The organism is Pseudomonas sp. PICF6, from assembly GCF_009831705.1.
In the GTDB taxonomy this organism is placed as follows: Bacteria; Pseudomonadota; Gammaproteobacteria; order Pseudomonadales; family Pseudomonadaceae; genus Aquipseudomonas; species Aquipseudomonas rhizophila.
In genome coordinates this window covers 16825-29068 of record NZ_WUUD01000028.1, presented here as the reverse complement: position 1 = coordinate 29068, position 12244 = coordinate 16825, and the positions used below count along the sequence as shown (strand labels likewise).

Genomic DNA, 12244 nt, shown 5'->3' with positions numbered 1-12244 from the left:
TGATTTCCTCCGCCAGTTCGCTGGGCACGCATTCGAGCAGCAACATCGCGGCACCCGCCTGCTCCAGCGCGATCGCATCGGCGCGCATCTGACGGGCCTGGTTTTCATTGCGGCCCTGAACCTTGTAGCCACCGAGGATGTTCACCGCTTGGGGCGTCAAGCCCAGGTGTGCGCACACCGGGATGCCGCGTTCGGCCAGCAGGCGAATGGAATCGGCCAGCCACAACGCGCCTTCTACTTTCACCATGTGGGCGCCGGCCTGCATCAGCATGGCGCTGTTGGTCATGGTTTGTTCGAGGGTGGCGTAGGCCATGAATGGCAGGTCGGCAAGGATCAGTGCATCGGTGTTACCGCGTTTGACGGCGGCCACGTGATAGGCCATCTCGGCGGTGGTCACCGGCAGCGTGCTGTCGTGACCTTGCAGCACCATGCCGAGGGAATCGCCCACCAGCAGCACTTCGACACCGGCCTCATTGCAGGCGTGGGCGAAAGTTGCGTCATAGCAGGTCAGCATGGTGATTTTTTCACCTTTTTGCTTGAGACCTTGCAGCGTGGTCAGGGTAATAGCTGGCATGAAAAAGTCCTCATTAGGCGCCAGGGGATGTTCTCAATCGGTTTCCCTGACTGAGAACACCTCCTTGAACTACTGCGAGTAACGCGCATGATTCGTCATTTATACAGGCGCACCCTCTATGCGTGGTGCTTGTAAGGCCTGGATTGCGCCCTTTAGCGCCGCGTTGGCGGCGACGGGACGCCTATAGTCGTGAGGAGTACCCGGGAAGTCAATTGGATGTGTTACCGCCGGGTGTTACCGGGGTTACTGATGCGTTTCAGCGTGGGGGAGAGTCTCGAAAGTGACTGTAGGGTCCGAATCTTGTGGGAGTGAGCCTGCACGCGGTTGCGGTGTGTCAGTCGACATTTGCATTGGTTCAATCACCGCTGTCGCGAGCAGGCTCGCTCCCACAGGCTATCTACGTCAGTTGGAGGGCAAGCGTTCCAGGCCGACAAACGGACACACTGCAAGCAGGTCCTTGAGCAGGCGTCCATCGCTCAGGCGCAGGTCGGCGGGTGCCAGTTCTGCGAGGGGATAGAGTACGAAGGCCCGGGCATGCATGTGGTAGTGAGGGACTTTCAGGCGGGGCTCGTCGATCAGGCGATCGCCGAACAGGAGAATGTCCAGGTCCAGGGTGCGCGGACCCCAGCGCTCCAGGCGTTCGCGACCTTGCCCGGTTTCGATGGCTTGCAGCGCATCGAGCAGGTCCAGCGGCGCCAGGCGACTGTCCAGCGCCGCGACCGCATTGGTGTAGCGTGGCTGGCCGGGCAGCAGGGAGTCGCTCTGGTAGAACGCTGACACGCCCGCCAGTTGCGTGTCGGGCAGTTGCGCCAGCGCCTGGACAGCGCTGCGCAATTGTTCGGCGGGCTCGGCGAAGTTACTGCCCATGCCGATGTAGATGCGCTCCATCGATTACTCGTCCGAAGCGCTCGGGACACCGGCACGTTTACGCTTGGCGCCGCTGCTGCGACGACGCTTGCGCGGGCCGCTGGCACCGTCGTCCTTACCACTGAGTTCGCGGATCATGTCGCGGCGCTCGCTGTCGTTGGCGTCCTGGTAGTCAGTCCACCATTCACCGAGGCCATCGGTTTGTTCGCCGGCGCTTTCACGCAGTAGCAGGAAGTCGTAGCCAGCCCGGAAACGCGGGTTGTCCAGCAGCAGGTCGGCACGTTTGCCGCTGCGCCGTGGCAAACGTTCCTGCATGTCCCAGATTTCGCGGATCGGCATCGTGAAGCGTTTCGGAATCGCGATGCGCTGGCACTGTTCGCTGATCAGCTCGTGGGCGGCTTCCTGCATGGCAGGGATCGGCGGCATGCCGCGCTCCTGCAGGCGCAGCACCCGGGCCGGGAGGGCAGGCCAGAGCAGTGCGGCAAACAGGAAGGCCGGGGTCACCGGTTTGTTCTGCTTGATGCGCAGATCGGTGTTGATCAACGCTTCGCTGATCAGGGTGTGGGTGTAGGTCGGGTTGTGCTCCAGCGCTTCGGCGCTGGCCGGGAACAGCGGGTCGAACAGTTGCAGGTCCACCAGCATTTCAAAGGTGTCCGCCGCGTTGCCCGACAGGAACAACTTGAGCACTTCCTCGAACAGACGGGCCGACGGGATTTCCCGCAGCATCGGCGCCAATTCGCGGATCGGCGTGGCGCTGTGTTTTTCGATGCCGAAATCCAGCTTGGCGGCGAAACGCACGGCTCGCAGCATGCGCACCGGGTCTTCCTGGTAACGCTGCTTGGGGTCGCCGATCAGGCGGATCAGGCGATTGCGGATGTCGTGTACGCCATTGGCGTAGTCGAGGATGCGTTCGCTGACCGGGTCGTAATACAGGGCGTTGATGGTGAAGTCGCGGCGTTGCGCGTCTTCTTCCAGCGTGCCGTAGACGTTATCGCGCAGGATGCGCCCGCTCTCGTTGCGCGAAGACTGGCTACTGTCTTCTTCTTCATCGTTTTGCGGGTGGTTGGCGCGAAATGTCGCCACTTCGATGATTTCGCGGCCGAAGTGGATGTGGACCAGCTTGAAGCGCCGACCAATGATCCGTGCGTTGCGAAATTCGGCGCGGATCTGTTCCGGCGTGGCGCTGGTGGCGACGTCGAAATCCTTGGGCGTGATGTTGAGCAGCATGTCACGCACACATCCGCCCACCAGATAAGCCTGGTAGCCGGCGTTCTGCAGGCGTTCGACGATGTTCACCGCGTAACGGCTGAACTGGGCCTTTTGCAACGAATGCTGGCCACTGTTGAGCACTTCAGGCGTGCTGCGAATGTGTTGCGTACGACGCAAGGGAGAACGGAATGACTGGAACAGCTTCTTCAGCATGGGATGCACTGTTTGAAGGAATATTCGGCCAAAAACGAAGAGTGACCGCATGATGGGCGGGGATTCTAGCATTTAGTCGAGGGATGGTGTAGGACGGAGCAGTTTTGAGCTGCAAGCTTGAGCGACAAGCCTTGTAGGCTTTAAGGGAAGGGGAATGCCGGAAACCACAGGGGGAGCCGAAGCTCCCCCAGAATTAGTTGCGTGCTCTGTTTTTATTATTGATTTCGGGCTTCTTGTTTTTGTTGAGTGCCCGCGCCACGAGGTTTTCCCTGCGTGACACTCCCATTCGGGAGTCAAGAGCAAACGGATTGCTTTGGTCGCTGTGTTGCAGTGATCAATCGATCCAACCAGTTCAGGCACCTGTCTTGGGACAGTTTTATTGTTCTCGGCCTGGTTGTGGGGCAAGCCCCAAATACAACGCCTCTCCAAAAGAATCAGTTAGCTGCGCCTCTCGCCGTCTTGTTTTTATTGTGCGTGAGTCGATTCGTCTTATTTTTATTGTCGTTTACACGGTTTGTTATTGTTCTTGTACCAAAGCTATAGCAGGGTGCGTGCCAACTTTTGCGAACCCTAGCAAAGTCGGGGGGCTGGCGGGGTTGCTGGTTTTTTCGGGGCGAAAAAAAGCCGGGGTTTCGTTACCGTAAACCCCGGCTTCTGTTACGTGAAAAAGCTGAGGTAACAGTTTTTTCACAATGGGCGGTGTTACCCGCGCACCTCAGCTTTCGCTGGCGACCCCGGTCTTGCGGCGTGGGATACCCAGGCGCTGGCGGCGTTCCCACAGGCATTTGCGGCTAACCCCCAGCTTGCGCGCCAGTTCGGTCTCAGTCATGTGGTCCTGGTGTTCGAGGACGAAATGCTGGAAGTAATCTTCCAGGGACAAGTCTTCGGTAGGCTCGTGACTGGAGTTGTTGGCACCACCCTGTTGCGGGGCCAGGCCGATGAACTCGTCATCGTCCAGGTCACTGAGCTCGATGTCGATGCCTAGCAGGTCGGCCGAGATTTCCGGGCTCTCGCAGAGGATAACTGCTCGCTCTACCGCGTTTTCCAGCTCTCGAACGTTACCCGGCCAGGCGTAGTGACGGATGGCCTGTTCGGCATCCGGGGCGAACTTGAGATCGGTGCGGTTGACCCGCGCGCTCTGGCGGGCAAGGAAAGCATTGGCGATTTCGTTGACGTCGGCGCCACGCTCGCGCAGGGCCGGCAGCTTCAAGGCGATGACGTGCAAACGGTAATACAGGTCTTCACGGAACTGGCCGATCTTCGCCAGGCTCTTGAGATCGCGGTGCGTGGCCGCGATCAGGCGCACGTCGACTTTCTGCGACTGCACCGACCCGACCCGACGGATCTCGCCTTCCTGAAGCACCCGCAGCAAACGTGCCTGGGCTTCAAGGGGTAGTTCACCGATTTCATCGAGGAACAGCGTCCCGCCGTCCGCCGCTTCCACCAGCCCGGCGCGCCCGGCGCTGGCACCCGTGAACGCACCCTTTTCGTGACCGAACAGTTCGGACTCGATCAGGCTTTCCGGGATCGCCGCGCAGTTCACCGAAATCATCGGGGCCTTGGCCCGTCGGGACAGGTTATGCAGCGCACGGGCTACCAGCTCCTTGCCGGTGCCGGACTCGCCCTGGACCAGGACATTGGAGTCGGTGGGCGCCACTTTGCGGATCTTGCTGTACAAGTCCTGCATGGGCGGGCAGGAGCCGATGATGCCGATTTCGCCGTTATGGTTGCCGGCGCCGCCTTTGGTGGAGGCTGTCGCCTTGCTCGCCGGTTCCGGCGCATGGCTGGCCGCCGTCTGTCGGTCGCGCAGGATGCGGGCCACGGCCTGGAGCATCTCGTCGTGGTCAAACGGCTTGGCGATGTAGTCCACCGCGCCCATTTTCATGGAGTCCACCGCCGAGCGCAGGCTGGCGTAACTGGTCATGATCAGCACCGGCGTGCCCTGGCCGAGCTTGATCAGTTCGGTGCCGGGGGCGCCAGGCAAGCGCAGGTCGCTGACGATCAGGTCAAACGTTGGAATGCTGAAACGTTCTTGTGCTTCCTGCACTGAACCGGCTTCGCTGACCTGGTACTGATTGCGTTCCAGCAGGCGGCGCAAGGCGGAGCGGATAATTGTTTCGTCTTCGACGATCAAAATGTGCGGCATTGATTCGATTCTCTCGACGGTCTCAGTTCACAGCGGACGTCGCTTCGACATGACGCGGCAAGGTCACCCGTATACGGGTGCCGCGTTGGCTTTGTACATCGGCCGGGCTGTCGATGGTGATTTGTCCATAATGCTCTTCAACGATGGAATAGACCAGTGCAAGGCCCAGACCGGTGCCTTCGCCCGGGTCCTTGGTGGTGAAGAAAGGTTCGAACAATCGGTCCATGATGTTCTGGGGGATACCGCTGCCTTCGTCTTCGACGATCAGGTCGATCGTGTGTTCGCTGGCTTCGCTCTTGACCCGCACCGCGCTGCCCGCAGGTGAGGCGTCGCGGGCGTTGGAGAGCAGGTTGATCAGTACCTGGGCGAGCCGCTGGGGATCGCCGTCGACCCAGTGATCCGGGTCGCACAGGTTGAAGAATTGCACCTCGAAATTGCGCCGGTTCAGGGCCAGCAGACCAATGGCGTCCTGGGCCACTTCGGCTAGACAGACGGGCTCGTCGTTGTGCTGGTGGCCGCCGGCATGGGCGAAGCTCATCAGTGACTGGACGATACGCGACACACGCTTGGTCTGTTCGAGGATCTGACCGCTGATTTCCGTCAGTTCGCCGTCGTCCTCGCGCTCTTCGCGCAGGTTTTGCGCCAGACAGGCGATGCCGGTGATCGGGTTGCCGATTTCGTGGGCCACCCCGGCGGCCAGCCGACCGATGCTTGCCAACCGTTCGGAGTGGACCAGCTTGTCTTCGAGCATCTGAGTATCGGTGAGGTCTTCCACCAGCAACACCAGGCCACTGTTACCCGGCGCCAGCGGCTCGTCGATCGCCGCCTTGTGCAGGTTCAACCAGCGAGTCTGGCCGTCGAGGGCCAGGTGCTGCTTGTGCAAATGCTCATCCGGCAGGTCGATGAAGCCTTGCAGCAGGCCTTTCCACGGCTCACTCAGGGTACTCAGTCGTGAACCGACCACGCGCTGGGCGGCGATTCCAGTCAGTTCCTCCATGGCCTTGTTCCACATCAGGATTTCCTGGTCCTTGGCCAGGGAGCACACGCCCATCGGCAGTTCCTGCAAGGTCTGGCGGTGATAACGGCGCAAGGCGTCCAGTTCGGCGGCCAGGCCGGTGAGGCGCGAGTGGTAGTCTTCCAGACGGCTCTCGATGAAGTGGATGTCTTCAGTGACATAGTTCTCGCCGCCGGCCTTGTAGGGCAGGAACGTCTCGACCATGTCCTGGGCCACGCTGGGGCCCATCAGGCCGGACAGGTTGGCTTCGATCCGGTCCCGCAGGCGACGCAGGGCATATGGACGGCGTTCATCGAAGGGCAGGTAGAGGTCGCGCAGGGCCTGTTCGACTTCTTTTTGCGCGGCCTTGGCGCCCAGGGGCTTGGCCAGTTGCGTGGCGAACTCCTGGGGTGAGGCGGCGTGCAGTTCCCGGCGCTGAGGGCGGCGAACGTTGTCCACCGCGCAGGCTTCGGCGGCGCTGGCCTCTTCGCTGCTGGCGTTGGTGAACAGTGAAATCAGGGTGAACATCAGCACGTTCGCCGCCAGCGAGGCGATGGCCGCCATGTGCCAACTGGTGTCGTCGAGCACGTAGATCATGTTCAGCAACGGGATATAGAAGCCCTGCATGTTGCCCAGCAGTGGCAACAGCATGGCGACCAGCCACACCAGGATCCCCGCGAGCAGACCGGCGATAAAACCACGGCGGTTGGCTGTTGGCCAATACAGCACCGACAGTACGCCGGGCAGGAACTGCAAGGTGGCGACGAACGCGACAATGCCGAGGTTGGCCAGGTCCTGTCCGTCGCCCAGCATCAGGTAAAAGCCGTAGCCGGCCATGATGATGGCGACGATCAGTGCGCGGCGGGTCCATTTCAGCCAGCGGTAGATATTGCCCTCGGCTGGCGGCTGGTAGAGCGGCAGCACCAGATGGTTGAGCGCCATGCCCGACAGTGCCAGCGTGGTAACGATGATCAGGCCACTGGCCGCCGACAGGCCACCGATGTAGGCCAGCAACGCCAGGGCCTTGCTGTTGGCGGCGATGCCGATGCCGAGGGTGAAATACTCAGGATTGGTGCTGGCTCCCAGCTTCAGTCCGGCCCACAGGATCAGCGGCACCGCCAGGCTCATCAGCAGCAGGAACAGCGGCAGGCCCCAGCTCGCGCTCACCAGCGAGCGCGGGTTGAGGTTTTCGGTAAAGGTCATGTGGTACATGTGCGGCATGACGATCGCTGACGCGAAGAACACCAGCAACAGCGTGCGCCACGGGCCTTCCTGCAGAGGTGTGTGCAGGGCGGCGAGGGCGGTCTGATTCTGCAGCAGCCACAGCTCGAGTTGTTGCGGGCCATCGAATACGCCGTACAGGGCATAGAGGCCGACGCCGCCGATGGCGATCAATTTGATCACCGATTCGAAGGCGATGGCGAACACCAGGCCTTCGTGTTTCTCCCGGGTGGCGATGTGGCGGGAACCGAAGAAAATCGTGAAGAGAATGATCAGCGCGCAGAAACTCAGTGCGACCCGGTGCTGCACCGGTTCGCGGGTGAGGATGCTGATGGAGTCGGCCACCGCCTGGATCTGCAGGGCCAGCAACGGCAGTACGCCCACCAGCATGAAAATCGTGGTCAGCGCGCCGGCCCAGGTGCTGCGAAAGCGAAAGGCGAACAGGTCGGCCAGGGATGATAGCTGGTAGGTGCGGGTGATTTTCAGGATCGGGTAGAGCAGCACCGGTGCCAGCAGGAATGCCCCCGATACCCCCAGGTAGCTGGACAGAAAACCGTAGCCGTACTGATAGGCCAGCCCGACCGTGCCATAGAACGCCCACGCGCTGGCGTAGACGCCCAGCGACAGGGTGTAGGTCAGCGGGTGGCGGATGATCGCCCGGGGGATCATGCCCCGTTCGCTGATCCAGGCGACGCCGAACAGCACTGCCAGGTAGGCTGCGCTGATCAGGATCATCTGGGTCAGGCTAAAGCTCATCGGCATCTTTTTGGCTCTGCAGGATGAAGGTCACGACGATCAGGATCAGCCAAAGCAGATAGGGCCGATACCAGGCACCCGTGGCGTCGATCCACCAATCCATGATGGCCGGGGAGAACAGATAAATCCCCACTACCAGGAGCAGGACCAAGCGATAGATGTACATCCCGGCCTCTCTTTTTTAAACGCGTGCCCGAAAACGTGCGGCGATGGTAACGGATGGGGGCCAAGCTGCAAGCGCCGTCAACGTATTTGCGCCTCTGGCAGGGTCAAAGTGCGCGGTATCTTCCCCGCATCCCAATGGCGAATGCCCCAGTCCAGCAGGTCCCGGGGGCTGGCGTCGACCCGTTCGGGGCCTGGCTGTTGGCCCAGCGCGCGCAGTGCCCGCAACAACAATGGCGTGGCCTGATCGGCCGCCAGCGGTGGCGAGCGGTAGGACTTGCCGAGTTTATGCCCGTCCGGCTGGGTGATCAGCGGCACATGCAGGTAGCGCGGTTGTGGCAAGCCAAGCAGCTCTTGCAGGTACAGCTGACGTGGCGTGGAGTCCAGCAGGTCGGCACCGCGCACGATATCGGTGACCCCCTGCCAGGCGTCGTCCAGCACCACCGCCAGTTGATAAGCATAGAGCCCGTCGCGACGGCGAATCACGAAATCGCCGACCTCACGGCCCAGGTGCTGGCGGAACGGGCCTTGTACACGGTCGTTGAAGTGATACGCCAGCTCGGGAACGCGCAGGCGGATGGCCGCGTCTTTGGTGTCGTGACCGGCGTTGCGGCACAGGCCCGGATAAATGCCCTGATACGGCTCCAGTTGTTTGCGCGAGCAGGTGCAGGCATAGGCCAGACCCTGGCTGAGCAGGCGATTGATGACCTGGTCGTAGGCCTCATGGCGCTCACTCTGACGGACCATCTCGCCGTCCCATTCAAACCCGTAGCTTTGCAGTGCCTTCAAGATTGCCGCTTGCGCGCCAGGCTCTTCCCGTGGTGGGTCAAGGTCCTCCATGCGCAGCAACCAGCGCCCGCCCGCGGCCCGGGCATCCAGATAGGACGCCAGCGCGGCGACCAGGGAGCCAAAGTGCAGGTGGCCGCTGGGTGTGGGGGCGAAGCGGCCGATGTAGGGGGCAGTGGCGGTCATAAAGCGAATGTTACTGGGTCCGGGCTGTTGGAATACATTTCCTGCTGACGAAGCCACCCCTCTGTGGGAGCGAGCCTGCTCGCGATAGCGTCTTATCAGTGGGCATTGATGTGGCTGACCCACCGCTATCGCGAGCAGGCTCGCTCCCACAAGGGAACCGGGTGTGCGGTAAGTATCAGAAACAAAAAACGGAGCGTGTGAACGCTCCGTTTTTCGATGACAGCCCAGGCAATTTACTTGCCGACCTGTTTTTCCTTGATTTCCGCCAGGGTCTTGCAGTCGACACACATGTCGGCGGTCGGACGTGCTTCCAGCCGCTTGACGCCGATCTCGACGCCGCAGGACTCGCACCAACCGTATTCTTCGTCTTCGATCAGTTGCAACGTCTTGTCGATTTTCTTGATGAGCTTGCGCTCACGGTCGCGGGCGCGCAGTTCGAGGCTGAATTCTTCTTCCTGGCTGGCACGGTCGGCCGGGTCAGGGAAGTTCGCCGCTTCGTCTTTCATGTGATCCACAGTGCGGTCGACTTCCTGCATCAAGTCCTGTTTCCACTTGTTCAGGATCTTGGTGAAGTGCGCGCGCATGGGGGCGCCCATGTACTCTTCGCCAGCTTGCGGCACGTACGGCTCAAACCCGCTGAGCGACTGATTTTGATTCTGCTTTGCTTGGGTGGGCATGAATGGACCGCCTCTACTCTTGTAATCCACTACGCAGGATTGCTCCATCACCGACACCTGCCGGCCCTGCGGCTGCAAGCGGGCGAACTTACCAGATCAAATCGGGCCGCGCTACTCCCGGTTGTCGAGCCTGCGGTGGCCGGGGCTTGCAAAGCGTGGTCAAGTTCAGTCCGGAGGAGTGACAAACCTGCTCAATGCTTGATTCTAGTCAAGCCTGAGCCGATCGCTGGAGACATTTGCTGCAAGCGGCCGGACCCTGAGTTCGTGCTCGCTTGCGCAGTTGTTTCTGGGTTGGCCGGAGAGTTAGGTAGAATCGGTTCTTTTTTACCAGAAGGAAGGCTAATGGCTCAGCCCTACAGTGCGCGTAGCCGCGCCATCGAACCTTTCCATGTGATGGCGCTCCTGGCCCGTGCCAATGAGCTGCAGGCCGCCGGGCACGATGTCATCCACCTGGAGATCGGCGAGCCGGACTTCACCACGGCTGAGCCGATCATCCAGGCCGGCCAGGCCGCGCTGGCGGCGGGAAAGACCCGTTACACGGCGGCCCGTGGCATCCCCGAGCTGCGCGAAGCCATCGCCGGTTTCTATGGGCAGCGCTACGGTGTGGACATAGACCCACGGCGCATCCTGGTCACGCCGGGCGGATCCGGCGCGTTGCTGCTGACCAGCGCGTTGCTGGTGGACCCGGGCAAGCACTGGCTGTTGGCGGACCCCGGTTACCCCTGCAATCGCCACTTTCTGCGGCTGGTGGAAGGTACGGCTCAATTGGTGCCGGTAGGCCCGGACGTGCGCTACCAGCTGACCCCGGACCTGGTGAACCGCTATTGGGACTCGAACAGCGTGGGTGCGCTGGTCGCGTCGCCGGCCAACCCGACCGGGACGATTCTCAGCCGGGACGAACTGGCCGGCCTGTCCAAGGCAATCAAGGGCCACAACGGTCACTTGGTGGTGGATGAGATCTATCACGGCCTGACTTATGGCACCGATGCCGCGAGCGTGCTGGAAGTCGACAACGAAGCTTTCGTCCTTAATAGCTTTTCCAAGTATTTCGGCATGACCGGCTGGCGACTGGGCTGGCTGGTGGCCCCTTCGGCGGCTGTTGGTGAGCTGGAGAAGCTGGCGCAGAACCTTTACATCAGTGCGCCGAGCATGGCCCAGTACGCGGCGTTGGCCTGTTTCGAACCGGCGACAATCGAGATATTCGAGCAGCGCCGGGCCGAGTTCGCGCTGCGGCGCGACTTTCTGCTACCGGCCTTGCGTGATCTGGGGTTCGGCATCGCAGTGGAGCCGGAAGGGGCGTTTTACCTGTATGCCGACATTAGTGCATTCGGCGGCGATGCTTTTGCGTTCTGCCAGCACTTTCTGGAGACCGAGCATGTGGCGTTCACGCCAGGGCTGGATTTCGGTCGCCATCAGGCTGGGCACCATGTGCGTTTCGCCTACACCCAGAGCTTGCCGCGGCTCCAGGAAGCGGTGGAGCGAATCGAGCGCGGACTGCGGAGTTGGCAAGGCTGATGCTTTTTTCACCTGCGCTGGAAGAAGGCCGGCTGATTCGACGTTATAAGCGTTTTCTTGCCGATATCGAGACCGTTCATGGCGAACTGCTGACGATTCATTGCCCCAACACCGGTTCGATGCTCAATTGCATGGCCGAAGGTGCGCGAGTCTGGTTCAGTCGTTCCAGCGACCCCAAGCGCAAATTGCCCGGCACCTGGGAAATAGGCGAAACCCCCCAGGGGCGGTTGGCCTGCATCAATACCGCGCGAGCCAACCCGCTAATCGAAGAGGCCCTGCGTGCCGGGGTCATCAGCGAGCTGAACGGTTTTACCGGGCTCAAGCGTGAAGTGGCTTACGGTCAGGAAAACAGTCGTATCGATTTCCGACTGGACTACGACGAAGGCTCTGCCTGGGTCGAAGTCAAAAGTGTCACGTTGGGTTTTGACGGCACGACCGTGGCGGCGTTTCCCGATGCGGTGACCCAGCGGGGAGCCAGGCATCTGCGCGAACTCGCTCACCTGGCCCGGGACGGCGTGCGGGCGGTGCAGTTGTATTGTGTCAACCTAAGCGGGATCGACGCCGTGCGCCCGGCACAGGAAATCGACCCGCTGTACGCGGCGGCGTTGCGCGACGCTGTGGCCGCGGGCGTGGAAGTGCTGGCCTACGGGGTGACGCTGACGCCCGAGCAAATGTGGGTGGATCGGCCGTTACCGGTGCTGCTCGACCCAGATGCCTTGCTCGTCCTCCCGGCTCTCTAACGCAGCCAGGGACTGCCCGGCGCAAGGGCCGGCGACGCATTCACCGCTTTCAATCAGAAACAGTGCGCCGTGGGTGGCGCACTGGATCAGGCTGGCGCTGGGGTCGAGAAACTCATTGGGCCGCCATTCCAGCGGTACGCCGCGGTGCGGGCAGCGGTTGAGATAGACATACACCTGGCCGGCGCGACGCACCGCCAG

General features: G+C 61.5%; 11 protein-coding genes. 2 read left to right on the top strand and 9 right to left on the bottom strand.

Annotated features, from left to right (window positions below):
- The 8 genes from panB to dksA all read right to left on the bottom strand — a co-directional run.
- A partial coding sequence (panB, locus tag GSM73_RS19460; protein ID WP_372241400.1) for a 3-methyl-2-oxobutanoate hydroxymethyltransferase occupies window positions 1-574 on the bottom strand: 574 nt, incomplete at its 3' end.
- A 402-nt stretch (window positions 575-976) separates the two neighbouring features.
- A complete protein-coding gene (gene folK, locus GSM73_RS19455; RefSeq protein WP_160893589.1) occupies window positions 977-1462 on the bottom strand; it encodes a 2-amino-4-hydroxy-6-hydroxymethyldihydropteridine diphosphokinase in 486 nt (161 codons plus the stop codon).
- 3 nt (window positions 1463-1465) lie between these two features.
- The gene (locus tag GSM73_RS19450) at window positions 1466-2863 is read right to left on the bottom strand and encodes a polynucleotide adenylyltransferase PcnB (protein ID WP_047229847.1); all 1398 of its coding nucleotides are present in this window, start codon (window positions 2861-2863) and stop codon (window positions 1466-1468) included.
- Between the two features lie 715 nt (window positions 2864-3578).
- The gene (locus tag GSM73_RS19445; RefSeq protein ID WP_076386346.1) at window positions 3579-5009 is read right to left on the bottom strand and encodes a sigma-54 dependent transcriptional regulator; all 1431 of its coding nucleotides are present in this window, start codon (window positions 5007-5009) and stop codon (window positions 3579-3581) included.
- A 22-nt stretch (window positions 5010-5031) separates the two neighbouring features.
- Entirely contained in the window at window positions 5032-7986 is a 2955-nt protein-coding gene (locus tag GSM73_RS19440; protein ID WP_160893587.1) for a sensor histidine kinase, read from the bottom strand.
- A complete protein-coding gene (locus GSM73_RS19435; RefSeq protein ID WP_003176118.1) occupies window positions 7970-8146 on the bottom strand; it encodes a hypothetical protein in 177 nt (58 codons plus the stop codon). The genes GSM73_RS19440 and GSM73_RS19435 overlap by 17 nt, the downstream gene beginning before the upstream one ends.
- A 77-nt stretch (window positions 8147-8223) precedes the next feature.
- Window positions 8224-9114, bottom strand: a complete 891-nt coding sequence (gluQRS, locus tag GSM73_RS19430) for a tRNA glutamyl-Q(34) synthetase GluQRS (protein WP_047229881.1) — start codon at window positions 9112-9114, stop codon at window positions 8224-8226.
- 233 nt (window positions 9115-9347) lie between these two features.
- A complete protein-coding gene (gene dksA, locus GSM73_RS19425) occupies window positions 9348-9791 on the bottom strand; it encodes an RNA polymerase-binding protein DksA (RefSeq protein WP_047229844.1) in 444 nt (147 codons plus the stop codon).
- A 342-nt stretch (window positions 9792-10133) separates the two neighbouring features.
- On the opposite strand from dksA, the gene GSM73_RS19420 reads away from it, so the two are divergent.
- Together GSM73_RS19420 and sfsA are read left to right on the top strand one after the other, a co-directional pair.
- Window positions 10134-11306 carry a pyridoxal phosphate-dependent aminotransferase gene (locus tag GSM73_RS19420; RefSeq protein ID WP_047229843.1) on the top strand — a complete coding sequence of 391 codons (1173 nt, stop codon included), beginning with the start codon at window positions 10134-10136 and terminating at the stop codon, window positions 11304-11306.
- Window positions 11306-12046, top strand: coding sequence for a DNA/RNA nuclease SfsA (gene sfsA / locus GSM73_RS19415; protein ID WP_107322945.1), 741 nt, complete (start codon window positions 11306-11308; stop codon window positions 12044-12046). Before GSM73_RS19420 ends, sfsA begins: the two co-directional genes overlap by 1 nt.
- Here the strand turns inward: sfsA and GSM73_RS19410 are convergent.
- On the bottom strand, window positions 11996-12244 hold a 249-nt coding region (locus GSM73_RS19410; protein WP_160893597.1), incomplete at its 5' end, for a Rieske 2Fe-2S domain-containing protein. The two genes, sfsA and GSM73_RS19410, sit on opposite strands and share 51 nt — an antisense overlap.